This is a genomic window from Mycobacterium alsense, from assembly GCF_002086635.1.
Taxonomy (GTDB): Bacteria; Actinomycetota; Actinomycetes; order Mycobacteriales; family Mycobacteriaceae; genus Mycobacterium; species Mycobacterium alsense.
The window spans coordinates 21,590-45,893 of record NZ_MVHD01000023.1 but is presented as its reverse complement, the minus strand read 5'-3'; the positions used below and the strand labels follow the sequence as shown (position 1 = coordinate 45,893).

At 70.1% G+C, this 24,304-nt stretch carries 22 protein-coding genes; 18 read left to right on the top strand and 4 right to left on the bottom strand.

Annotation, left to right across the window (positions count from 1 at the left end):
* The first annotated feature begins 38 nt into the window (after positions 1-38).
* From BST11_RS14560 to BST11_RS14520, 9 genes are all read left to right on the top strand, one after another.
* Entirely contained in the window at positions 39-671 is a 633-nt protein-coding gene (locus BST11_RS14560) for a dTMP kinase (RefSeq protein ID WP_083138641.1), read from the top strand.
* Between the two features lie 80 nt (positions 672-751).
* Positions 752-1,438, top strand: coding sequence for a two-component system response regulator MtrA (mtrA, locus tag BST11_RS14555; protein ID WP_067320128.1), 687 nt, complete (start codon positions 752-754; stop codon positions 1,436-1,438).
* An 82-nt stretch (positions 1,439-1,520) separates the two neighbouring features.
* The gene (gene mtrB, locus BST11_RS14550; RefSeq protein ID WP_083138640.1) at positions 1,521-3,215 is read left to right on the top strand and encodes an MtrAB system histidine kinase MtrB; all 1,695 of its coding nucleotides are present in this window, start codon (positions 1,521-1,523) and stop codon (positions 3,213-3,215) included.
* A gap of 19 nt (positions 3,216-3,234) precedes the next feature.
* Complete coding sequence (gene lpqB, locus BST11_RS14545) at positions 3,235-4,983, top strand: MtrAB system accessory lipoprotein LpqB (protein WP_083138669.1); 1,749 nt, start codon at positions 3,235-3,237, stop codon at positions 4,981-4,983.
* 40 nt (positions 4,984-5,023) lie between these two features.
* Positions 5,024-5,674 (top strand): ComF family protein, encoded by a 651-nt coding sequence (locus BST11_RS14540; protein WP_083138639.1) that lies wholly within the window; start codon positions 5,024-5,026, stop codon positions 5,672-5,674.
* A 358-nt stretch (positions 5,675-6,032) separates the two neighbouring features.
* Positions 6,033-6,710 carry a ribosome hibernation-promoting factor, HPF/YfiA family gene (hpf, locus tag BST11_RS14535; RefSeq protein WP_083138638.1) on the top strand — a complete coding sequence of 226 codons (678 nt, stop codon included), beginning with the start codon at positions 6,033-6,035 and terminating at the stop codon, positions 6,708-6,710.
* A 106-nt stretch (positions 6,711-6,816) separates the two neighbouring features.
* On the top strand, positions 6,817-9,639 hold the full coding sequence (gene secA / locus BST11_RS14530; RefSeq protein WP_083138637.1) for a preprotein translocase subunit SecA: 2,823 nt from the start codon (positions 6,817-6,819) through the stop codon (positions 9,637-9,639).
* A 56-nt stretch (positions 9,640-9,695) separates the two neighbouring features.
* Positions 9,696-11,252 carry an HD domain-containing phosphohydrolase gene (locus BST11_RS14525; RefSeq protein WP_083138636.1) on the top strand — a complete coding sequence of 519 codons (1,557 nt, stop codon included), beginning with the start codon at positions 9,696-9,698 and terminating at the stop codon, positions 11,250-11,252.
* Between the two features lie 54 nt (positions 11,253-11,306).
* Complete coding sequence (locus BST11_RS14520; RefSeq protein WP_083138635.1) at positions 11,307-12,083, top strand: adenylate/guanylate cyclase domain-containing protein; 777 nt, start codon at positions 11,307-11,309, stop codon at positions 12,081-12,083.
* A 31-nt stretch (positions 12,084-12,114) separates the two neighbouring features.
* Here the strand turns inward: BST11_RS14520 and BST11_RS14515 are convergent, their stop codons facing one another.
* Entirely contained in the window at positions 12,115-13,836 is a 1,722-nt protein-coding gene (locus BST11_RS14515) for an ABC transporter ATP-binding protein/permease (protein ID WP_244897657.1), read from the bottom strand.
* 198 nt (positions 13,837-14,034) lie between these two features.
* On the opposite strand from BST11_RS14515, the gene mddA reads away from it, so the two are divergent.
* Complete coding sequence (mddA, locus tag BST11_RS14510; RefSeq protein ID WP_211284716.1) at positions 14,035-14,790, top strand: methanethiol S-methyltransferase; 756 nt, start codon at positions 14,035-14,037, stop codon at positions 14,788-14,790.
* On the opposite strand, the gene BST11_RS14505 is transcribed toward mddA, so the two are convergent.
* Entirely contained in the window at positions 14,787-15,251 is a 465-nt protein-coding gene (locus BST11_RS14505) for an SRPBCC family protein (protein ID WP_083138632.1), read from the bottom strand. The two genes, mddA and BST11_RS14505, sit on opposite strands and share 4 nt — an antisense overlap.
* Before the next feature lie 38 nt (positions 15,252-15,289).
* Here BST11_RS14505 and BST11_RS14500 point away from each other — a divergent pair, with 38 nt between their 5' ends.
* Both BST11_RS14500 and BST11_RS14495 read left to right on the top strand, forming a co-directional pair.
* Positions 15,290-15,772, top strand: a complete 483-nt coding sequence (locus BST11_RS14500; protein WP_068208233.1) for a cation:proton antiporter regulatory subunit — start codon at positions 15,290-15,292, stop codon at positions 15,770-15,772.
* Positions 15,773-15,776: 4 nt separating this feature from the next.
* Entirely contained in the window at positions 15,777-16,931 is a 1,155-nt protein-coding gene (locus BST11_RS14495) for a cation:proton antiporter (RefSeq protein WP_083138631.1), read from the top strand.
* Positions 16,932-16,946: 15 nt separating this feature from the next.
* Here the strand turns inward: BST11_RS14495 and BST11_RS14490 are convergent, their stop codons facing one another.
* Entirely contained in the window at positions 16,947-17,459 is a 513-nt protein-coding gene (locus tag BST11_RS14490) for an Rv3235 family protein (RefSeq protein ID WP_083138668.1), read from the bottom strand.
* 229 nt (positions 17,460-17,688) lie between these two features.
* Here BST11_RS14490 and BST11_RS14485 point away from each other — a divergent pair, with 229 nt between their 5' ends.
* The 6 genes from BST11_RS14485 (at position 17,689) to BST11_RS14460 (ending at position 23,808) form a co-directional block, all read left to right on the top strand.
* Positions 17,689-19,107 (top strand): WS/DGAT/MGAT family O-acyltransferase, encoded by a 1,419-nt coding sequence (locus BST11_RS14485; protein ID WP_083138630.1) that lies wholly within the window; start codon positions 17,689-17,691, stop codon positions 19,105-19,107.
* Between the two features lie 42 nt (positions 19,108-19,149).
* Entirely contained in the window at positions 19,150-19,983 is an 834-nt protein-coding gene (gene ppk2 / locus BST11_RS14480; protein WP_083138629.1) for a polyphosphate kinase 2, read from the top strand.
* Positions 19,984-19,995: 12 nt separating this feature from the next.
* The gene (locus BST11_RS14475; RefSeq protein ID WP_372509667.1) at positions 19,996-20,514 is read left to right on the top strand and encodes a DUF6912 family protein; all 519 of its coding nucleotides are present in this window, start codon (positions 19,996-19,998) and stop codon (positions 20,512-20,514) included.
* Between the two features lie 103 nt (positions 20,515-20,617).
* Positions 20,618-21,760 carry a ferredoxin reductase gene (locus tag BST11_RS14470; protein ID WP_083138628.1) on the top strand — a complete coding sequence of 381 codons (1,143 nt, stop codon included), beginning with the start codon at positions 20,618-20,620 and terminating at the stop codon, positions 21,758-21,760.
* 91 nt (positions 21,761-21,851) lie between these two features.
* Positions 21,852-23,144 carry a fatty acid desaturase family protein gene (locus BST11_RS14465; RefSeq protein ID WP_083138627.1) on the top strand — a complete coding sequence of 431 codons (1,293 nt, stop codon included), beginning with the start codon at positions 21,852-21,854 and terminating at the stop codon, positions 23,142-23,144.
* Between the two features lie 127 nt (positions 23,145-23,271).
* Positions 23,272-23,808: a hypothetical protein gene (locus BST11_RS14460; protein ID WP_083138626.1), complete on the top strand. Its 537-nt coding sequence runs from the start codon at positions 23,272-23,274 to the stop codon at positions 23,806-23,808.
* 33 nt (positions 23,809-23,841) lie between these two features.
* On the opposite strand, the gene BST11_RS14455 is transcribed toward BST11_RS14460, so the two are convergent.
* On the bottom strand, positions 23,842-24,216 hold the full coding sequence (locus BST11_RS14455) for a DUF732 domain-containing protein (protein ID WP_083138625.1): 375 nt from the start codon (positions 24,214-24,216) through the stop codon (positions 23,842-23,844).
* Positions 24,217-24,304 lie beyond the last annotated feature (88 nt).

Sequence of the window (24,304 nt, the reverse complement as noted above, 5' to 3'; positions counted from 1 at the left end):
TGTGCGGCATCTGGTGCGCCCGGGGTTAGGCTCGCGCGGTGCTGATCGCGATCGAGGGCGTCGACGGCTCGGGTAAGCGGACGCTGACCGACGGGCTGCGGGCCGCGTTCGAGGCGGCCGGAAAGTCGGTGGCCACGCTGGCCTTTCCGCGCTACGGGCGATCGCTGACCGCCGACGTCGTGGCCGAGGCGCTGCACGGCGAGCACGGCGATTTGGCGTCGTCGGCCTACGCGATGGCGATGCTGTTCGCGCTCGACCGGGCCGGGGCGGCCGGGGAGATCGAGGGCCTCGGCCGCGACCACGACGTGGTGATCCTGGATCGCTACGTCGCCTCCAACGCGGCCTACACGGCCGCGCGGCTGCGCGAGGACGCGGCGGGGGAGGCGGTGGCCTGGGTGTGCCGCCTCGAATACGGGCGGCTGCGGCTGCCGGTACCCGACTGGCAGGTGCTGCTCGCGGTCCCCACCGAGCTGGCCGCGCGGCGGGCCCGCCACCGGGCCGAGCACGAGCCGGGGCGGGCGCGCGACAGCTACGAGCGCGACGACGCACTGCAGGAGCGCACCGGCGCGGTCTACGCCGGGCTGGCCGCGGCGAACTGGGGCGGACGCTGGCTGGTCGTCGACAAAGACGTCGATCCGGATCGCCTGGCCGCCCGTTTGACCGCCGGATAGCACAAAAATGTCACGATTTGCCCCGGTTGCCCACGAAACGCCCGTGTGGTGCGCCGAATTTGTCCCGATCTGGTGACACCATGGACTCCATGAGGCAAAGGATTTTGGTGGTCGACGACGACGCTTCGCTGGCCGAGATGCTCACCATCGTGCTGCGTGGCGAGGGCTTCGACACCGCGGTCATCGGCGACGGCACGCAGGCGCTGACCGCGGTGCGCGAATTGCGCCCCGATTTGGTGCTGCTGGACCTGATGCTGCCCGGCATGAACGGCATCGACGTGTGCCGGGTGCTGCGCGCGGACTCCGGCGTCCCGATCGTGATGCTCACCGCCAAGACCGACACCGTCGACGTGGTGCTCGGCCTGGAGTCGGGCGCCGACGACTACATCATGAAGCCGTTCAAGCCCAAGGAGCTGGTGGCCCGGGTGCGCGCGCGGCTGCGCCGCAACGACGACGAGCCCGCCGAAATGCTGTCCATCGCCGACGTCGACATCGACGTGCCCGCGCACAAGGTCACCCGCAACGGCGAGCAGATCTTCCTCACACCGCTGGAGTTCGACCTGTTGGTCGCGCTGGCACGCAAACCGCGCCAGGTGTTTACTCGTGATGTGCTGCTCGAACAGGTGTGGGGATACCGGCACCCGGCGGACACCCGCCTGGTGAACGTGCACGTCCAGCGCCTGCGGGCCAAGGTCGAAAAAGACCCTGAGAACCCGACCGTGGTGTTGACCGTTCGAGGAGTGGGATACAAGGCCGGACCTCCGTGATCCGCGCCGCGCGACGCGATGAGGTGGGGGCACTTCCCAGCCCCGCGGGGGCGCCACCCGCTCGCGGGGGAGAGCGCCGCAAGTGATCCGAGCCTCGCGGCGGCGCACTCGAAGTCGTTGGGGGCGCTCCGGGCCCATGAGCCGCGGCATGGGCGCCCTGAGTCGCGCCGTCGGCATCGCCTGGCGCCGGTCGCTACAGCTGCGGGTGGTGGCGCTGACCCTGGGGCTATCGCTGGCGGTGATCCTCGCGCTCGGTTTCGTGCTGACCAGCCAGGTCACCAACCGCGTGCTGGACGTGAAAGTCAAGGCCGCCATCGAGCAGATCGAGCGGGCGCGCACCACCGTGAGCGGCATCGTCAACGGCGAGGAGACGCGCTCGCTGGACAGCAGCCTGCAGCTGGCCCGCAACACGTTGACGTCCAAGACCGCCCCGGCCTCGGGCGCCGGGTTGGCCGGCGCGTTCGACGCGGTGCTGATGGTGCCGGGCGACGGCCCGCGCGCCGCCACCACGGCGGGGCCCGTCGACCAGGTGCCCAACTCGCTGCGGGGCTTCGTCAAGGCCGGGCAGGCGGCCTACCAGTACGCCACGGTGCACACCGACGGCTTCTCGGGCCCGGCGCTGGTCATCGGCACGCCGGCATCGGCGCAGGTGGCCAACCTCGAGCTGTACCTGATCTTCCCGCTCAAAAGTGAGCAGGCCACCATCCAGCTGGTGCGCGGCACGATGATCACCGGCGGCGCGCTGTTGCTGGTGTTGCTCGCCGGGATCGCGCTGCTGGTCTCCCGCCAGGTGGTGGTGCCGGTGCGCTCGGCGTCGCGGATCGCCGAGCGGTTCGCCGAGGGGCATCTGTCCGAGCGGATGCCGGTGCGCGGCGAGGACGACATGGCGCGGCTGGCCATGTCGTTCAACGACATGGCCGAGAGCCTGTCGCGGCAGATCACCCAGCTGGAGGAGTTCGGCAACCTGCAGCGCCGCTTCACCTCCGACGTCAGCCACGAACTGCGCACCCCGCTGACCACGGTGCGCATGGCCGCCGACCTGATCTACGACCACAGCGCCGACCTCGATCCCACGCTGGCCCGCTCCACCGAGCTGATGGTCAGCGAGCTGGACCGGTTCGAGACGCTGCTCAACGACCTGCTGGAGATCTCCCGGCACGACGCCGGCGTGGCCGAGCTGTCTGTCGAGGCGGTCGACCTGCGCTCCACCGTGCAAAGCGCGCTGGGCAACGTCGGGCACCTGGCCGAGGAGGCCGGCATCGAGCTGCTCGTCGACCTGCCCGCCGAGGAGGTGATCGCCGAGGTCGACGCGCGCCGCGTGGAACGGATCCTGCGCAACCTGATCGCCAACGCCATCGACCACGCCGAGCACAAGCCGGTGCGCATCCGGATGGCCGCCGACGAGGACACCGTCGCCGTCACGGTTCGCGACCACGGGGTGGGGCTGCGCCCCGGTGAGGAGAAGCTGGTGTTCAGCCGGTTCTGGCGCTCGGACCCGTCGCGGGTGCGTCGCTCCGGTGGCACCGGGCTGGGCCTGGCGATCAGCATCGAGGACGCGCGGCTGCACCAGGGCCGGCTGGAGGCGTGGGGCGAACCCGGCCAGGGCGCCTGCTTCCGGCTGACCCTTCCCCTGGTGCGCGGGCACAAGGTCACCACCAGCCCGCTGCCGTTGAAACCGATTTCGCAACCCGTTCCGCCGCAACCCGAGCCGCCCGCCGCGGCCGCGCCGCAACCGGGTGGCGCCCGCCACCGCGAACACGCCGAAAGGAGCGGCTAGCGTGCGGCGACTGCTGACGATGTCGGTGCTGCTGTGGGTGGCGGTGTTGCCGGGCGGCTGCGCGGGGGTGCCCAGCTCGTCGGCCCCGCAGGCGATCGGCACCGTCGAACGGCCGGCGCCGTCGAACCTGCCCAAGCCCACCCCGGGCATGGATCCCGACGTGCTGCTGCGCGAATTCCTCAAGGCCACGGCGGATCCGGCGAACCGGCACCTGGCGGCGCGGCAGTTTCTCACCCAGTCGGCGTCCAACGCGTGGGACGACGCCGGCAGCGCACTGCTGATCGACCACGTGGTGTTCGTGGAAACCCGTGGCGCCGACCGGGTTTCGGCGACCATGCGGGCGGACATCCTGGGTTCGCTGTCCGACGTCGGCGTCTTCGAAACCGCCGAGGGGGTGCTGCCGGACCCGGGCCCGATCGAGTTGGTCAAGACGTCGGGCGGCTGGCGGATCGACCGCCTGCCCAACGGGGTGTTCCTGGACTGGCAGCAGTTTCAGTCGACCTACAAACGCAACACCCTGTATTTCGCCGACCCGACCGGCAAGACGGTGGTGCCCGACCCCCGCTACGTCGCGGTGTCCGACCACGACCAGCTGCCCACCGAGCTGATCTCCAAGATGCTGGCCGGGCCGCGCCCCGAGATGGCCCACACCGTGCGCAACCTGCTCGCCCCGCCGTTGCGGCTGCGCGGGCCGGTGACGCGGGCCGACGGCGGCAAGAATGGGATCGGGCGCGGGTACGGCGGCGCCCGCATCGACCTGGAGAAGCTGTCCACCACCGACCCCCACAGCCGGCAATTGCTTGCCGCACAGATCATTTGGACGCTCGCCCGGGCCGACATCAGGGGCCCGTACGTCATCAACGCCGACGGCGCGCCGCTGGACGACAGGTTCGCCGAGGGCTGGACCACCTCCGACGTGGCCGCCACCGACCCGGGCGTCGCCGACGGCGCGGGCGCGGGGCTGCACGCCTTGGTCAACGGGTCGCTGGTGGGGCTCGACGGCCAGCACGCCACCACCGTGCCGGGGGCGTTCGGGCGGATGGGCGACCAGACCGGCGCCGCGCTGTCACGCAACGGGCGGCAGGTGGCGTCGGTGGTGACGCTGCGCCGCGGGGCCCCGGACCAGGCGGCGTCGCTGTGGATCGGCGACCTGGGCGGCGAGGCGGTGCAGTCCGCCGACGGGCGCAGCCTGACGCGGCCCAGCTGGGCGCTGGACGACGCCGTGTGGGTGGTGGTCGACAGCAACAACGTGCTGCGCGCGATCCAGGAGCCGGCCTCGGGGCAGCCCGCGCGCATCCCGGTGGACTCCGGGCTGGTGGCCGCCAGCTTCCCGGGGCCGATCACCGACCTGCAGCTGTCCCGCGACGGGACGCGCGCGGCGATGGTGATCGGCGGCCAGGTGATCCTCGCCGGGGTGGAGCAGACGCAGGCCGGCCAGTACGCCCTGACCTATCCGCGCCGGCTGGGGTTCGGCCTCGGCAATTCGGTGATCTCGCTGTCGTGGCGAACCGGCGACGACATCGTGGTGACCCGCACCGACGCCAGCCATCCGGTCTCCTACGTCAACCTCGACGGGGTGAACTCCGACGCGCCGTCCCGGGGCATGCAAACCCCGGTGTCGACGGTCGCGGCCAACCCGTCGACGGTGTACGTCGCCGGCCCGTCGGGGGTGTTGCAGTATTCGGCGTCGGCGCCGGAAAGCCAGCAGAGCTGGTCGGAGGTGTCCGGGCTGTCGGTGGCCGGGGCGGCGCCGGTCATGCCGGGCTGAGCCCGGGCGGTTTGTCACCCCCGCCCGCCACACTGTCGCCATGCTCGACCTCATCCTGCCGGCCGAATGCGGCGGCTGCGGGGCGCCGTCGACCCGCTGGTGTGACGCCTGCGGCGGCGAACTCACCGTCCGGGCGCACCAGCCGCACGTGATCAGCCCGCGCGTCGATCCGGGGGTGCCGGTGTTCGCGCTGGGCCGCTACGCCGGTGCGCGCCGCTCCGCGATCCTCGCCCTGAAGGAGCGCGGGCGCGGCGACCTCGTCGCGCCGCTGGCCCGGGCGCTGGCCGTCGGGCTGCACCGGCTGTTGACGTGGGGGCTGGTCGAAACCCCGCTGACGCTCGTGCCCGCACCGACGAGGCGTTCGGCGGCGCGCCGCCGCGGCGGCGACCCGGTGGCCCGGCTGGCGCGGGCCGCGGTGTCCGGGCACCCCGAGATCGCCGTCGCGCCGGCCCTGCGGATGCGGGCGCTGGCCCGGGACTCGGTGGGCCTCGGCACGTCCGCGCGCGAGCGCAACATCGCCGGCCGGGTGGTGCTGCGCGGCCGGGGCACGGATCCGTCGCGTCTGTCGCGCACCGAGGTCGTGCTCGTCGACGACGTCGTCACCACCGGCGCGACGGCGCGCGAGTCGGTGCGCACGCTGCACGCCGCCGGTGTCCGGGTGGCCGCGGTGCTGGCGATCGCGGCGGCGTGACGCTCGGCGGCGGGGGGGTTTGAGGGGTGCGAGGTTTGTGAAGAACTCGCAACAGCCGGCGAAATTGGTGGCATCCCACCGCGGACACGAGCTAACGTCGAAAACAACTATCGGGAACATCCTCGGACTGCTCGCGGGAGTGGTCATAGCGCACCCGCCGCGATTCCCAGGTTGAGACGCCTTAGGACGCCACTGTCAGAAGGGGGTGAGCAATCGGCACCTTGCAGCGGCGGGCAGCCTGCGGCGGTGAGCACCCTCGACACCGCTCCCAACCCCGTCGTTGCGTCATCCGAAAGCCGGCACGCAGCGCGTGCGACGTGGAAAAGGAAGCGAGTTGACACGAATGTCAAGGCTTACCGTGGATCCCGGTCAGATTCTGGATCAACCCCCGGCAGATAGCCCCGAGCCGGCCGAACTGACCAGCGCCGAAGTCGTGTTCAAAGGCCGCAACGTCGAAATCCCCGATCACTACCGCCTCTACGTCTCCCAAAAGCTCGCCCGCCTCGAACGCTTCGATCGCTCCATCTACCTCTTCGATGTCGAGCTCAAGCACGCGCCCAACCGGCGCCAGCGCAAGTCCTGTCAACGCGTGGAGATCACCGCCCGCGGTCGCGGCCCGGTGAGCCGGGCCGAGGCCTGCGCCGACAGCTTCTACGCCGCCTTCGAGTCGGCGGTCAACAAGCTGGAGAACCGGCTGCGCCGCGTCAAGGACCGCCGCAAGGTCCACTACGGCGACAAGACCCCGGTTTCGCTGGCCGCGGCCACCGCGCTGGCCCCCCGGCCGGAACGGGCCTTCAGCTCCAAGCCGGCCGCGGCGCATCAACACGACGCCGCCGAACCGCACGACGACCACGAGCCGGGCCGGGTGGTGCGCACCAAGGAGCACCAGGCCACGCCGATGTCGGTCGACGAGGCGCTCTACGAGATGGAGCTCGTCGGGCACAATTTCTTCTTGTTCTACGACAAGGAGACCGAACGGCCCTCGGTCGTCTATCGTCGGCACGCCTACGACTACGGCCTGATCCGCCTGGCTTGAGCTCGCCTTGCCAAAAGGCCGGCAGCTGGTCGTCCCCTACGATGGGAGTCGCGTTATCGAAGAAGACTCCTCCTAACGAGGGAACATCCCAAAAGGGGACAACACTGTGCTGTCGAAGTTGCTGCGCCTTGGTGAAGGTCGCATGGTCAAGCGCCTCAAGCGGGTGGCCGACTATGTAGGCACATTGTCCGACGACGTCGAGAAACTCACCGACGCCGAGCTGCGCGCCAAGACCGACGAGTTCCGCACGCGCCTCCAAGACGGAGAGGACCTCGACGATTTGCTGCCCGAGGCGTTCGCCGTGGCCCGCGAGGCCGCCTGGCGGGTGCTGGACCAGCGGCCCTTCGACGTGCAGGTGATGGGCGCGGCCGCGCTGCACCTGGGCAACGTCGCCGAGATGAAGACCGGTGAGGGCAAGACCCTGACCTGTGTGTTGCCCGCCTACCTCAACGCGCTGGCCGGCAAGGGCGTGCACATCGTCACCGTCAACGACTACCTGGCCAAACGCGACAGCGAGTGGATGGGCCGGGTGCACCGCTTCCTGGGCCTGCAGGTCGGCGTCATCCTCGCGCAGATGACCCCCGACGAACGCCGGGTCGCCTACAACGCCGACATCACCTACGGCACCAACAACGAGTTCGGCTTCGACTACCTGCGCGACAACATGGCGCACTCGCTCGACGACCTGGTGCAGCGCGGGCACAACTACGCGATCGTCGACGAGGTGGACTCCATCCTGATCGACGAGGCCCGCACCCCGCTCATCATCTCCGGCCCAGCCGACGGCGCGTCCAACTGGTACACCGAGTTCGCGCGCATCGCCCCGCTGATGGAGAAGGACGTCCACTACGAGGTCGACCTGCGCAAACGCACCGTCGGCGTGCACGAGAAGGGCGTCGAGTTCGTCGAGGACCAGCTCGGCATCGACAACCTCTACGAGGCCGCCAACTCCCCGCTGGTCAGCTACCTCAACAACGCGCTGAAGGCCAAGGAGCTGTTCAACCGCGACAAGGACTACATCGTCCGCGACGGCGAGGTGCTCATCGTCGACGAGTTCACCGGCCGCGTGCTGATCGGGCGGCGCTACAACGAGGGCATGCACCAGGCGATCGAGGCCAAGGAGCACGTCGAGATCAAGGCCGAGAACCAGACACTGGCCACCATCACCCTGCAGAACTACTTCCGGCTCTACGACAAGCTGGCCGGCATGACCGGCACCGCCCAGACCGAGGCGGCCGAGCTGCACGAGATCTACAAGCTGGGCGTGGTCAGCATCCCGACCAACAAGCCGATGATCCGCACCGACTGCTCCGACCTCATCTACAAGACCGAGGAGGCCAAGTACATCGCGGTGGTCGACGACGTCGCCGAGCGCTACGAGAAGGGCCAGCCGGTGCTGATCGGCACCACCAGCGTGGAGCGCTCGGAGTACCTGTCGCGGCAGTTCACCAAGCGGCGCCTGCCGCACAACGTGCTCAACGCCAAGTACCACGAGCAGGAGGCGACGATCATCGCCGTGGCGGGCCGCCGCGGCGGCATCACCGTGGCCACCAACATGGCCGGCCGCGGCACCGACATCGTGCTGGGCGGCAACGTCGACTTCCTCACCGACCAGCGGCTGCGCGAACGCGGCCTGGACCCGGTGGAGACGCCCGAGGACTACGAGGAGGCCTGGCACGCCGAGCTGCCCAAGGTCAAGGAGGAGGCGTCCAGGGAGGCCACCGAGGTGATCGAGGCCGGCGGCCTGTACGTGCTGGGCACCGAGCGCCACGAGTCGCGGCGCATCGACAACCAGCTGCGCGGGCGTTCCGGCCGCCAGGGCGACCCGGGCGAGTCGCGCTTCTACCTGTCGCTGAGCGACGAGCTGATGCGCCGCTTCAACGGCGCCGCGCTGGAAGCGATGCTCAACCGGCTGAACCTGCCCGACGACGTGCCGATCGAGAACAAGATGGTGACCCGCGCCATCAAGAGCGCCCAGACCCAGGTCGAGCAGCAGAACTTCGAGGTCAGAAAGAACGTCCTCAAGTACGACGAGGTGATGAACCAGCAGCGCAAGGTGGTCTACGCCGAGCGCCGCCGCATCCTCGAGGGCGAGAACCTCAAGGAGCAGGCGCTGGACATGGTCCGCGACGTGATCACCGCGTACGTCAACGGCGCGACGGCCGAGGGTTACGCCGAGGACTGGGACCTCGACGCGCTGTGGTCGGCGCTGAAGACGCTCTACCCCGTCGGGATCACGCACGAGAGCCTGACGCATCCCGACGCCGACTCCGACCGCGACGACCTGACCCGCGAGGAGCTGCTCGACGCGCTGATCAAGGACGCCGAACGCGCTTACGGCGCAAGGGAAGCCGAGCTCGAGGAGATCGCCGGCGAGGGCGCGATGCGGCAGCTGGAACGCAACGTGTTGCTCAACGTCATCGACCGCAAGTGGCGGGAGCACCTCTACGAGATGGATTACCTCAAGGAGGGCATCGGGCTGCGCGCGATGGCCCAGCGCGACCCGCTGGTGGAATACCAGCGCGAGGGCTACGACATGTTCATGGCCATGCTCGACGGCATGAAGGAGGAGTCGGTCGGCTTCCTGTTCAACGTCACGGTGGAGGCCGTCCCCGCCCCGCAGCTCGCCCCGCAGGCGGCACCCGAAGGCCTGCAGGAGCTCGCCGAACAGCCGCGGGACGGCGGCGCGACGGACGTGCGCGAAGAGGCCCCAAGCGTGTTGCGCGCCAAGGGAATCGACAACGAGGCCCCCGCCATGACGTATTCCGGCCCGTCCGAGGACGGTTCGGCGCAGGTGCAGCGCAACGGCGGTGGCGCGCAGAAGACCCCCGCCGGCGTTCCCGCGGGCGCCAGCCGCCGCGAACGCCGCGAGGCCGCGCGCCGGCAGGGCCGCGGCGCCAAGCCGCCGAAGTCGGTCAAAAAGCGCTAGCCGCGGAATCGGTCCTGACGCCGCGACCGTGACCGGTTGAGAAAGGGACACCTCTCATGCCCTTCGACGGAGCGGTTTCGCGGACCGAGGTTCTGGCGGCCCTGTCGTTGGCGATCGACCTCGGGCTCGGGCAGCCGATGGATCACATGCTGCGATCGGCGGCGATGGGCGTCAGGATCGCCGAGCGGCTCGGGCTCGGCGAGCGTGACCGCGGCACCGTTTTCTACACGGGTCTGGTCATGTGGATCGGGTGTCATGCCGACTCGCACGAGTACGCGCGGTGGTTCGGCGACGACATCGCGATGCGCCACGACAGCCACTTCATCGACTGGTCCGGCGCACCGTACCGGCGATTTCTGCTGACCAATCTCGGTCGCGGGTCGACGCTGCCCAAGCGGGCCCAGCTGGCGGCCAAACTCTTCGTGGACGCGCGCGGTAACCTCGGCGCGCTGGCGCAATCCCATTGCCTGTCGGCCGCATTGCTCGCCGAGGAGATCGGCTTGGGCGCCGACGTCTGCGAAGCCCTGCCCTACGCGTACGAAAGGTGGGACGGCAGCGGCCTTCCCGCCAGGGCCGCGGGGTCCCAGATACCCGTGGCGATGCGGGTGGCGCAGGTCGCCGACATCGCCGAAGTGCACCATCGCGCCTACGGTGCGGAGGCCGCGACGGCGGAGGTGCGCCGCCGCAGCGGCAAGCAGTTCGACCCGGATATCGTCGCGGTCTTCACCGCCGCGGCCGTCGACCTGCTCGTCGAGAACGACGATGCGTGGTCGACCGCCGCCCAGCTGGCGCCGGACCCGGGCGAAGCCCTGGACGGTCCCGCGCTCGACCGGCTGCTGCGCGCCATGGGCGACTTCGTGGACCTGAAATGCCCCTTCACGCTTGGTCATTCACGTGCGGTGGCCGAGCTGGCGGAGAACGCCGGGAAATGCGCCGGGCTGCCGCAGGACGACATCGACATCCTGCGCCGCGCCGGCCACGTGCACGACCTCGGTCGCATCGGCGTGTCCAACCGGGTGTGGGAAAAGCCCGGTGAGCTCACCCACGCCGAACGGGAGCGGGTGCATCTGCACCCGTATCTGACGGGCAGGATCTTGGCCCGGGTCGGTGGGCTCAAGGCGGTTCGGGAGGTCGCGGTGAACCACCACGAACGACTGGACGGGTCGGGATATCCGAACGGCCTGCGGGGCGACGACCTGTCCGTTCGCGACCGGGTGCTCGCCGCCGCCGAAAGCTACCGCTCCTCGACGGAGCCCCGACCGCATCGCGACGCATTCGACGAGGCCGCCGCGGCCGAGCGCCTGCGCGGTGAAGCGGCGCGCGGGCGCCTCGACGGCGACGCGGTCGAGGCCGTGCTCGAGGCCGCCGGTCACCGGCCGTCGCGGAGGGCCGCCCGGCCGGCGGGATTGACCCGGCGCGAGGCCGAGGTACTGCTGCACGTCGCCCAGGGACGGTCGAACCGCGAGATCGCCTCGGCCCTCTGGATTTCCGAGAAGACGGTGCGCAACCACGTCGAGCACATCTATGCCAAGATCGGGGTCTCGAACCGGATCGGGGCCAGCCTGTACGCGACGCGGCACGGCCTGACCGGCAGCGCACCGGCCGGGACCTGATATTTGGGGCCGATGCCCCATGTGCCTGCGGTGACCGGAGGCGATCATTTGCGCATGACCAGCATCGTGCGCCCGGATCCGGTGACGTCGAGGCTGTGGGACGAGGTGCTCACCGACGGCCACGCGCCTCTGGTCAGAGCCAGGCGCGCATTCCGCTACCTGCCCTCCGCGCCGCGATGCAAGCTGTGCAACAACCCGTTCGGCGGGCCGGTCGGCCGGATCTTCGCCGCCGCGGGATTTCGTCGATCGCGAAAAAACCCCAACCTGTGCATGCGCTGCTGCGACGCATTGCCGCGGGGTGGGGCGGAGGTGGACATCGCGGTGCTGTTCGCCGACGTCCGCGGCTCCACCGCACTGGGTCACCGTCGGGCGCCCGCGGACTTCGCCGCGTTGCTGAACCGGTTCTACACCGCCGCGACGCAGACACTTCTTCGCCATGACGCGGTGATCGACAAACTCATCGGCGACGAGGTGATGGCGTTCTTCGTCCGGGGCATCAGCGGGCCCGCGTATCGGCAGCGAGCCGTCGAGGCGGGGGCGGACCTGCTCGAGGCGGTCGGGTACGGCACACCGGGTGGACCCTGGCTGGACGTCGGCGTGGCGGTGAACGCGGGCATCGCATACGTCGGCAACGTCGGCGATGCCGTGGTCGACTTCACCGCGCTGGGTCGCCCGGTCAACGCCGCGGCGCGCATGCAACAACGCGCCGCCGGCGGTGAGTTGTTGGTCGCAAGCGGGGTCGCCGACGAGCTGATGGCCGGAACGCAGCGACGCACGCTGAGCCTGCGGGGACAGGACGAGCCGATCGACGTCTTCGCCCGAAAGATGTGAGCTTCCCCCAAACGCGTTGCGATCGTTCGGGTTATCGGGTCGAAGCGCCGGGCCGGGATCGCCGGTCGAGCAGCCAGGCGGTCGCCAGCGTGAGGGCCACCGCGAACGAACCGAGCGCGATGAGGCTGGCGGCGGTGCCCCCGTGGAAGGTGTCGTGGTAGGCCGACATGGCCGGCAGCGTGGTGGTGTAGCGATCGAGCCCCAGGTCGCGCCCCAGTGCGTCGAACGCGTGGCGGTTCGACAAGACCAGGCTCATCAGGCGTCCCGGCGTGGCCATCTGGTCGACGGGCACGATGGCGCCACCGAACAGCACCTGCGGGAAGCACAGCATCGGCAGGGCCAGGGCCGCCTGCGCGGCGTTGGAGACGGCGGCCGAGGCGAACAGGCCCAGGGCGAGCGCCGAGGTCGCTTCGATCACGATTGTCGCGAACAGCGCGGCGTACACGTCCCAGCCCGCGGCGGGAAGCCGACCGAGCGCGCGCAGCACCACCAGCAACACCACGCTCACCCCGGCCAGAACCGGAAGCAGCGCCGTCACCTTCGACCCCACGTAGGCGCCCACACTGAGCCCGGCCAGGCGTTCGCGCCGAAAGACCGCCATCTCGCCCACGATCTGGAGCAGGCCGTACGTGAGGCCGAAAAAGAAGCCGTCGAACGCGATCCAGAACACCAGCTGGGCCGGGCCGGCGCCGGTCGCGCCGGCCGGATCGAACGCGCCGCGCCGGAACAACGTCGCCATCATCGCCGTCACGAGCACCGGCGAGCCGAGCAGGATCGCAAGGGTCAGCCGGTTGCGGACCAGGACATCGACGTTGCGCCGGGTCAGCAGCCACCATTGCCTTGTCATGCCGGTGCGCCTGACGTCGGGCCGCGGCGCCGGGGCGGGTCGGCGATCGGGGTGGGGCCGGGTGGCCGGGTTCATCCGGCTGTCCGCGAATCGCTTCGCCCAGATCTGGGGAGTGTGCTCGCCGGCCAGGCGCTCGTAGACCTCGGTGAGGTTTTCCACGCCGAAGTAGTACCGCGCCGCGGCCGGGCTGCCCGTGAACGCCAAGTGGCCGTCGCGAGCGAGGAAGACCACGCGGTCACAGCGGTCGATGCCCGCCGGCTCGTGCGTCGTCAGCACGATGGTGATGCCGCGTTGGCTGAGCTTGCGCAGCAGGCGCATCACGTCGGCCGCGGTGGAGGGATCGAGCCCGGAGGTGGGCTCGTCCAGGAAGAAAAGGCGCGGCCGGGTCAGCAGCTCGACGGCGATGCTGGCCCGCTTGCGTTGTCCGCCGGACAGCGCGCGCACCGGCACGTCGGCCCGATCGGCCAGATCGAGATCGCGCAGGGTCTCGTCGACGATTTGTTCCGCTTCCGCCGTGGTGGTGCCGGCGGGGAGCCGCAGCAGCGCCGCGTAGCGCAGCGTCCGGCGCAGGGGCATCTCCAGGTGGATGATGTCGTCTTGGGGCACGTAGCCGATCGCGGAGCCGGCGTTGGCGCGGGCGCGGGGGGCGGCGCCGTCGTGCAGGAGCTCCCCGGCGGACGGCGGTTGCAGCCCGGCGAGGATTTCGAGCAAGGTGGTCTTGCCCGCTCCGCTGCCGCCGGCGATGGCGACCAATTCCCCGGGTTCCACCGAGAGCGACAGCTCGTGGAGGATCTGTCGCCCGCCGGCGCGCCGGCTCACGTCGATGGCGTCGACCCGAACGCCGGGTGCCGATCGCCGGGTACTGGGCCGCTCGATGGTCGTTGCCTTGCCTGCCGATTCGGTCATGATCCGGTCTCCGTGGTTGCCTCGAAGGAGTGTCGTCATCGGCGATCATCGGCCGACCGTGGGCGCGATCGCATGGGGCATTTGCCTCAACTCGTGCCCCCACTCGCGGGACTAGTCAGAAATGACTAGTGCCCCGGCGCGCGAAATTGAGGCAAATGACCTATGTTCCCGCGAGTCCGCGCGGCGGACACTTGCCTGATGAAGCGTTCACTCATCGTCGCTTACGGCGCGGCGGCGTACCTGCTGTTCCTCGGCGCCTTCTTGTATCTCATTGCCTTCGTGGGCAACCTCGTGGTGCCGCGCACCGTCGATCACGGGCTTTCCGCGCCCATCGGCCAGGCCGTCCTGGTCAACGTGTTGCTGGTGGGCGCGTTCGGCGTCCAGCACAGCGTCATGGCACGGCCGACGTTCAAGGCGTGGTGGACCCGCTTCGTGCCCACCTCGATCGAGCGCAGCACCTACGTGGCGCTGGCGAGCGCGGTGCTGGTGCTGCTGTATTGGCAATGGCGCACGATGCCGGCGGTCATCTGGGACGTCCGCCAGCCGGCCGCCCGCCTGGCGGTGTGGGCCGTGTTCTGGCTGGGCTGGGGGATCGCCCTGGCATCGACCTTCATGGTCAGCCACTTCGACCTGTTCGGGCTGCGGCAGGTGTATCTGGCGTGGCGCGGAAAGCCCTACACCCACATAGGCTTTCACGCACGGTGGCTCTACCGGCTGGTGCGCCACCCGCTGATGCTCGGCCTCCTCATCGCCTTCTGGGCGGCGCCCACCCTGACCGCCGGACACCTGCTCTTCTCGATCGCGATGACGGGCTACGTCCTGATCGCGCTGCAGATGGAGGAGCGCAATCTCGTCGACGCGTTGGGTGACCAGTACCGCGACTACCGCCGCGAGGTGCCGATGCTGGTCCCGCACCCGGCCCGGCACCCGGCCGAAACCGTTGGGCAGCACTAACTCTCGAGCAACCCGGCGATCCGCTCCAGGGTGGCGCGCATGCCCTTCTCGGTCAGTTCGGGCATCGAGCCGCTGGTGATCATCCGCCTCTGCTTGTCCCGCGATACGTCCCAGGTCTCGCGCACCAGCGTGCCGCCTTCGGCGGGCTGAAGCTCGTAGCGCCAGATGCGGCCGCCGAGCAGCCCGCCGATCGCGGTGGTCTGCCAGGCGATGCGACGCCCGGGTTCGTATTCGACGACGGTGTTGATGGTGCGGTACGGGACGAACAGCGTCTCCTTGCGTCCCTTCATCGCCATCCCGAATTTCGAACCCATCGACAGCGGAACCGATTCCCGCGAAGCGTGGTTCAGCGACTCCGACCCGTCGAAGGCGGCGTGCCGCCCGGCGTCGGCCAGCAGCGCGAAGATCCGGTCCGGAGGCGCCTTGACGATTCGCTCCACGCTGAGCGTGTCTCCGTCCATCCGCTCACCCTAGCCCCGCCGCCTGCAAAGATGGACCCATGGATGTCAAGGAGGTGCTGCTCCCGGGGGTCGGTCTCCGATACGAGTTCACCAGCCACCAGGGTGACCGGATCGGCATCATCGCGCGCCGGGGTGGTGACTTCGACGTCGTCCTGTACGGCCCCGAAGACCCCGACCGCGCCCGGCCGGTGCTGCACCTGGCCGACGACGAGGCCGAGGCCGTCGCCCAGATCCTGGGCGCGCCCCGCATCGCCGAGCGGTTCACCGAGCTGTCGCGGCAGGTGCCCGGGCTCGAGACGGGGCAGGTCCGCGTCGTGGCCGGCAGCCCCTACGTCGGGCATCCGCTCGGTGACACCCGAGCCCGCACCCGCACCGGGGCGTCGATCGTCGCGATCGTGCGCAACGACGAAGTGCTCGCCTCGCCCGGCCCGGCCGAAACGCTGCGGGCGCAAGACGTTCTGATCGTCGTCGGCACCGAGGACGGTATCGCCGGCGTCGAACAGATCATCGCCAAGGGCTGAGCCGGTGCAGGTTTCGGAGGCGCTGCTGTTCCAACTCGGCGCCCTTCTCGCCACGCTCGCCGTGTTGGGGGGCCTGGCGCGCTTCCTGGCGCTGTCGCCCATCCCGGTCTACCTGCTGGCGGGTCTCTGCCTGGGCAAGGGCGGCGTGGTGCCGGTCGCCGCGGCCGGCGAGTTCATCGCGACGGCCGCGCCCATCGGCGTGGTGCTGCTCCTGCTGACCCTGGGCCTGGAGTTCTCGGCGACCGAATTCGCCAGCAGCCTGCGCCGCCACCTGCCCTCCGCCGCCGTCGACGTCGTCCTCAACGCCGCGCCCGGCGCGGCGGCCGGCTGGCTGCTCGGCCTGAACGGCGTCGCCATCCTGGCCCTCGCCGGCGTCACCTACATCTCTTCGTCGGGTGTCATCGCCCGACTGGTGCAGGACCTGGGCCGGCTCGGTAACCGCGAAACGCCCGCGGTGCTGTCGGTGCTGGTCCTCGAGGACTTCGCGATGGCCGCCTACCTGCCGCTGTTCGCGGTGCTCGCGGCGGGCGGCGGCTGGGTGGAGGCCGTCGTGGACATGGTCGCCGCGGTCGGCGCGCTGGCGGCCGCGTTCACCGCCTCCTACCGCTGGGGACACCACGTCGGCCGGCTCGTCGAACACCCCGATTCCGAGCAGCTGCTGTTGCGGGTCCTGGGCATCACGCTCATCGTGGCGGCGGTGGCGGAGGTCCTGCACGCGTCGGCCGCCGTCGGCGCGTTCCTGGTGGGCCTCACCCTGACCGGCGCGACGGCCGACCGGGCGCGCCAGGTGCTCGGTCCGCTGCGCGATTTGTTCGCCGCGATCTTTTTCCTGTCGATCGGGCTGTCGGTCGACCCGCACGAGCTCGTGCCGATGCTGCCGGTGGCGCTGGCCCTGGCGGCGGTCACCGCGGCGACGAAGGTGGCCACCGGGGTCGTCGCCGCCCGCCGCGACGGCGTGGCCCGGCGCGGGCAGCTTCGCGCCGGCGCCGCGCTCATCGCCCGCGGCGAGTTCTCCCTGATCATCATCGGCCTGATCGGCACGTCCATCCCCGGGTTCGCCGCGTTGGGGACGTCGTACGTCTTCGTCATGGCGATCGCCGGGCCGGTGCTGGCCCGCTACGCGGGCGGTGCTTCCACGCCCGCGACCGGATCGACCTGACCATCGGCGATGGGGTCAGCCGATGTGCAGGGCAACCACCAGCCACCGCGCCCTCTCGGCGCCGGTGCGCACCCGCTCCACGCGGCAGGCGATGGCGTGGACCCGCTCCCCGCGGCTGAAGGACCCGAACACCTCGGCCGCGGACCCGGGGTCGTGGTGTCCGGCCGGTTGCAGCCGTGTGCGGCGCAGCACCGCGGCGGCACGCGCCTGCCCGGCCGGCCCACGGCCGAGCGAAACCACGGAGTCCACCAGGCCGGGCGCCAGCAGGGGCCGCAGCTGGGCCGCGGGCCGGCGGCGGTCGATGACCTCCAGCACCCGGCGCAGCGCGGCGTCGGCGAAGACGGCCGCCTGGCGCATCGGCGCGGACGCGGCGGCGGGTGCGGCCGCCGGGGCCCCGACCGGCCCGTCCGGCGGCGGCGGACACCCCCGGGGGGACGCCCGCGCGCGGCGCCGCAGCGCCGCGTGGGACGGCTGCCGGCACGGGGGGACGTCTCGCCTCGGCGGCTCGTAGTCGACGACGGGGGTCACGGCGAAAACGGTCAACGCGCACTCTCCATCGAATCGGGGCTGCTGGAGAGTGGCAGACGCGGGGGTCGGTCAGTGGTCATCATGGCACAGGGCGGGCCGGCGCGTATCCGCGCCGATGGACCGGGCGATACCCGCGCCGCGCCCCGTCCCGTTTAGGCGATTACGGTGGGCGGGAACACCCGTTCACTGAACGGCACCGAGGTGGAATGACAAGGAGGACAGCGCCGCAATGGTGACCCGTTTGTCCCAGGCGGACGCCTCCTTCTACCGGCTGGAGAACACGGCCACCCCGATGTACGTGGGTTCGCTGTCGATCCTGCAGCGGCCGCGGGCGGGATTGAGCTACGAAACGCTGCTGGCCACGGTCGAGCAGCGGTTGGCCCAGATCCCGCGTTACCGGCAGAAGGTCCGGGAGGTGCGGATCGGCATGGCCAGGCCGGTGTGGATCGACGACAACGACTTCGACATCACCTACCACGTGCGGCGTTCGGCGCTGCCCTCGCCGGGCAGTGACGAGCAGCTGCACGAGCTGATCGCCCGGCTGGCCGCGCGCCCGCTGGACAAGTCGCGGCCGCTGTGGGAGATGTACCTGGTCGAGGGCCTGGCCAAGAACCGCGTCGCCCTCTACACCAAGTCGCACCAGGCCCTGATCAACGGCATGACAGCGCTGGAGATCGGTCACGTCATCGCCGACCGGACGCGCCGTCCGCCGTCGTTCCCCGAGGACATCTGGATCCCGGAACGCGACCCCGGCCACACGCGGCTGGTGCTCGGCGCGATCGGCGACTGGGTGGCGGGGCCGGGCGCGCAGCTGCGGGCCGTCGGATCCGCCGTGGCCGAGGTGGTGACGGATGCCGGGGCGCTGCTCGAGGCCGGTCGCCGCGCCGCCGACATCGCGCGTGCCGTCGCGCGCGGCACCGCGCCCAGCAGCCCGCTCAACGCCACCGTTTCGCGCAATCGGCGGTTCACCGTCGCCCGCGGCAAGCTCGACGACTACCGGGCGGTGCGCGCCCGCTACGACTGCGACATCAACGACGTGGTGCTCGCCGTCATCGCAGGCGCGCTGGGCAACTGGCTGCTGTCCCGCGGGGAAGCGGTGTCGCCGACGGCGACGGTCCGCGCGATGGCGCCGCTGTCGGTCTACGCCGACGAGCAGCTCGACTCGACGGGGCCCGGCCAGATGATCAGTCAGGTCATACCGTTCCTGGTGGATCTGCCGGTGGGGGAGGCCAACCCGGTGGTGCGGCTGTCGCAGATCGCCCACGCCACCGAATCCAACCCGACGGCCGCCCGCCTGGTCGACGCCCGCACCATCGTCACCCTGTCGGGGTTTGCGCCACCGACGCTGCACGCCATGGGAATTCGCGTGGCAACCGGCTTCCCCAGCTTTTCCAGGCGGACGTTCAATCTGCTGATCACCAACGCACCGGGTGCCCAGTCGCAGATGTACATCGCCGGCACCAAGCTGCTGGAGACCTACGCGGTCCCCCCGCTGCTGAACGACCAGGCTCTGGCGATCAGCGTGACGTCCTACCACGGCATGCTGTACTTCGGCATCAACGCCGACCGGGACGCGATGAGCGACGTCGACCTGCTGCCGGGCCTGTTGAACCAGGCCCTGGAGGAGCTCGTGGAGGCTTCCCGCTGAGCGGCCGGGTGAAATGCGGTGTGACGATCTATCATTCGTGGTGTGGGCACCGAGACAAATGACGGCCCGGCGGCCGCGCGCAAGATCTCCGGTGCCGTCTACGAGGCCGAATTACTGCGGCTTCAAACCGAATTCGTGAAGCTGCAGGAATGGGTGCGGCACACGGGCACGCGTCTGGTCGTCATCTTCGAGGGCCGCGACGGGGCCGGCAAGGGCGGAACCATCAAACGGATCACCGAATACCTCAACCCCCGCGTCGCCCGGATCGCCGCGCTGCCCGCCCCGACCGATCGCGAGCGCGGCCAGTGGTACTACCAGCGCTACGTCGCGCACCTGCCCGCCAAGGGCGAGATCGTGCTGTTCGACCGGTCGTGGTACAACCGCGCCGGCGTCGAAAGGGTGATGGGATTTTGTACGCCGCAAGAGCATGCGCTGTTCTTGCGGCAGACGCCGATCTTCGAGCAGATGCTGATCGACGACGGGATCCTGTTGCGCAAGTATTGGTTTTCGGTTTCCGAGGCCGAGCAGCTGCGCCGATTCAGGGCGCGACTGAATGACCCTGTGCGGCAATGGAAACTCAGCCCGATGGACTTGGAAGCGCTGTATCGGTGGGAGGACTACTCGCGCGCCAAGGACGAGATGATGGTGCACACCGACACCCCGGTAAGCCCTTGGTATGTCGTGGAATCGGACATCAAAAAGCACGCCCGGTTGAACATGATGGCCCATCTGCTGTCCACGATCTCCTACCACGACGTCGGGCGGCCGAAGGTCAAACTGCCCAAACATCCGGTGGTGAGCGGCAACTACCAGCGCCCGCCGCGTGAGCTGTCCACGTATGTCGACGACTACGCGGCCACGCTGATCGGGGATTGAGTGGCCGCCTCGATCCAGGTCTACATCCCGGCGACCCTGGCGATGCTGCAGCGGCTCGTTGCCGACGGCTCGCTGTGGCCGGTCAACGGCACCGCGTTCGCGCTGACGCCGCGGCTGCGCGAGGCGTATGCGGAGGGCGACGACGAGGAGCTCGCCGAGGTCGCGCTGCGCGAGGCGGCGCTGGCGTCGCTGCGGCTGCTGGCCGCCGACGCCGCGGAAGGGGAATCCGGCCTGCCGCCGCGGCGGGCGGTGCTGGCCGCCGAGGCCGACCTGGGCGAATCCGGGGTCACCTACCGGCCCGACCTCGACGACGCCGTCGTCCGGCTGGGCGCGCCCGTCACGATCGATCGGGTGGTCGCCGCCTACGTGGACAACGCCGACGCGGAGCCCGACGTCACCAGGGCGATAGAGGCCATCGACGCCGCCGACCTGGGCGACGAGGACGCCGAGCTACTGGTCGGCGACGCGCTGGACCACGACCTCGCCTGGTACGCGGCCCAGGAGCTGCCGTTCCTGCTCGACCTGCTCTGACGCGGTCCGATGTGACGCGATCGCCGCCGGCCGCACTGGATACGGCACCGTAGGTTACGGTACCGTAGCCTTTTTGGAGGGGCGTAGCGAGCAGGAGCATTTTTTGAGCAAGCAGTACGCACCGATCTCCGCCAATGTCGGGGACACCAGGCGCCCGGTCGTCGCCGGGGCGGACCGCCATCCCGGCTGGCACGCGCTGCGCAAGCTGGCCGCGCGCATCACCACGCCGCTGCTGCCCGACGACTACCTGCGCCTGGCCAACCCGCTGTGGTCGGCGCGGGAATTGCGGGGCCGCATCCTGGACGTGCGCCGGGAAACCGAGGATTCGGCGACCCTGGTGATCAAGCCGGGCTGGGGCTTCAGCTTCGACTACCAGCCCGGGCAGTACATCGGGATCGGGCTGCTGGTCGACGGGCGCTGGCGCTGGCGGTCGTACTCGCTGACTTCGAGTCCGGTAGCGCCCGGCTCCGATCGCACGGTGACCATCACCGTCAAGGCGATGCCCGAGGGGTTCCTGTCGACCCACCTGGTGGCCGGCGTCGAACCCGGGACCATCGTGCGGCTGGCCGCGCCCCAGGGCAACTTCGTCCTGCCGGACCCGGCCCCACCGTCGATCCTGTTCCTGACCGCCGGGTCGGGGATCACGCCGGTGATGTCGATGCTGCGAACGTTGGTGCGCCGCAAACAAATTGGCGACGTCACGCACCTGCATTCGGCACCCACCGAAGCCGAGGTGATGTTCCGCGCCGAGCTGGCCGACCTGGCCGCACGCCACCCGGGCTATCGCCTGCAGGTGCGCGAGACGCGCAGCCAGGGCCGGCTCGACCTCGCCGCGCTGGACCGGGAGGTACCCGACTGGCGCGAGCGTCAGACCTGGGCGTGCGGGCCCGAGGGCATGCTGACCCAGGCCCAGAAGCTGTGGTCGTCGGCGGGCGCCGGCGACCGGCTGCACCTGGAGCGCTTCGCCGTGTCGAAGGCCGCACCGGCCGGGGCCGGCGGGACGGTCACGTTCGCCCGCAGCGGGCGCGCCGTGGCCGCCGACGCCGCGACGTCGCTGATGGACGCGGGGGAGGGCGCCGGCGTGCGGATGCCCTTCGGCTGCCGGATGGGCATCTGCCAGTCCTGCGTGGTGGGCCTGGTCGAGGGCCACGTCCGCGACCTGCGAACCGGGGCCGAGCACGACCCGGGAACGCGGATCCAGACCTGCGTGTCGGCCGCCTCGGGCGACTGCGTGCTCGACATCTAAAGGCTACTCACAGGTAACCTACGGATTCGTAGGTTACGATAGCGTAGGTATTGATAGAGAACCGGACAACGACAGCAGGGAGAAGAAGACGATGGCGATCACCGACGTCGACGTATTCGCCCATCTGACGGACGCCGACATCGAGAGCCTGGCCGTTGAGCTGGACGCCATCCGCCAGGACATCGAAGACTCTCGCGGGGCGCGGGACGCCCGCTACATCCGTCGCACCATCGCCGCGCAGCGCGCGCTGGAGGTGGCCGGCCGCGTCGTGCTGGCCGCCAGTTCGCGGCGTTCGGCGTGGTGGGCCGGGGCCGTCACCCTGGGCGTGGCCAAGATCATCGAGAACATGGAGATCGGCCACAACGTCATGCACGGCCAGTGGGACTGGATGAACGACCCGGAGATCCACTCCTCGACGTGGGAGTGGGACATGAGCGGGTCGTCCAAGCACTGGCGCTACACCCACAACTTCGTGCACCACAAGTACACCAACATCCTCGGGATGGACGACGACGTCGGCTACGGGATGCTGCGCGTCACGCGCGACCAGCGCTGGAAGCGCTTCAACCTGCTGAACCTGGTCTGGAACACGTTGCTGTCCCTGCTTTTCGAGTGGGGCGTGGGCCTGCAGCACGTGGAGATCGGCAAGATCGTCAAGAAGCGGATGGGCCACGAGGAGGCCCGGCAACGGATCGACGAGTTCCTGGCCAAGGCCGGCCGGCAGGTCGTCAAGGACTATGTCGCGTTCCCGGCGCTGACCTCGCTGTCGCCCGGTGCGACGTTCCGGTCGACGCTGACGGCCAACGCGACGGCCAACGTGATCCGCAACGTGTGGGCCAACGCCGTCATCTTCTGCGGCCATTTCCCCGATGGCGCGGAGAAGTTCACCAAGACCGACATGATCGGCGAGACCAAGGGCCAGTGGTATCTGCGCCAGATGCTGGGCAGCGCCAACTTCGAGGCCGGGCCGGTGCTGCGGTTCATGAGCGGCAACCTGTGCCACCAGATCGAGCACCACCTGTATCCCGATCTGCCGAGCAACCGGCTGCACGAGATCTCGGTGCGGGTGCGCCAGGTCTGCGACAAGTACGACTTGCCTTACACCACAGGCTCGTTCCTGCTGCAGTACGCCAAGACGTGGCGCACGCTGGCCAAGCTGTCGCTGCCGGACAAGTACCTGCACGACGACGTCGACGACGCGCCGGAGACCCGCAGCGAGCGGATGTTCGCCGAGCTGGAGCCCGGTTTCGCGGGCACCGACCCGGCGACCGGGCGCCGCCGCGGCCTCAAGACCGCGATCGCCACCGTGCGGGGCTGGCGGCGCGCGCAGCGCGACAAGCGGCGCGCGCCGGCGGCGGGGGCCCGGGACGGCCTGGCCGCCTAAAGCCCTTGCGCCCTTGCGCCCTTGCGCCGAGAGTGAACTGGTTGCGAAATTCGGCGCCGAAACTCGCAACAGTTTCACGTTCGGCGCGGCGAGTACGCTTCGAAAAGGCGCAACGGAAGGGCACGCGATGTTCGCAGCGTTCGGATTCGAAACCCTGGGCGTGGTCGTCGGGGACATGTATTTCGTCGACCCGCGCCCGCTGGCCGGCCAGGAGACCCCGGAGCGGGGCGTCAGGCTGGAACTGCGCCTCGTGGAGCGCGCCGAGCCCCGGGGGTCGATCTATGCGGGCGTTCCGATCTCCTTCGGCCGCCCGGTGTGGCGGGTGGACCTGTTCGGCTCCACCCAGAGCCCGCCGGGGACGCTGGACCGCGCCCACCACCACCCCCGCTTCGACGGTTGGGAACCCGGCCGCCGGCACTTCGTTCCCGAGCTGTCCGCCGACCCGGTGTCGTGGCTGGCCGGTCAGCTGGCCGACCCGGACACCGTGCTGGCCCGCGCGGGCGTCGACGCCGCCGACGTCACCGACGCCGACAAGGCGGGGCTCGTCGCCGCCGCCCCGGACATCGTCGCCGCGGTGCGGCGGATGCTCGACGGCGTACGGGACGGGACGTTGGCGCCGTCCCCTGCCGAGCCTGTCGCCGCCGCCCGCACGGGCTGGCTCTGACTCCGGTGGCGCCGCCGGTGCGAGCCTTGGCGCTCACATCATCGGGGGAAATGGCTGCAGCCAGGTCAGCGAAGGATCGAGCGTGCCCCTGTACTGCGGGCAATATGCCGCAATCGAAGCGCCGAGGAAGAAGCCGGCTTGCTGCCTCGTGGAGATATTCAGCTTCGTGTCGTTGATCAGCTTCAAGGCCAGATAGCCCGCGTCATGCCCTCGATCGAGCCCGGCGCACACCGCGTGCCCGTGCGCAATCGCGGTGTCGCGGCCATCGGTGTGGATCCCGTAATTCTCGAGCGCCGTAACGAAAGCTTCATCGGTCGGATCCGCTGACGCCGGCGCTGCGCAAACGAGCGCAGCAGCGGACAAAACGACCGCGCATACTTTCGACAGATTCCCAGGGCTGACGTTCATATGGACCACGGCCTCCTCTCCGCGGGCGAATCACGTGAGTCGTAAGCGATTCCAGCGAACGCTCCGGGTAAGAACTTGCCCACCTCGC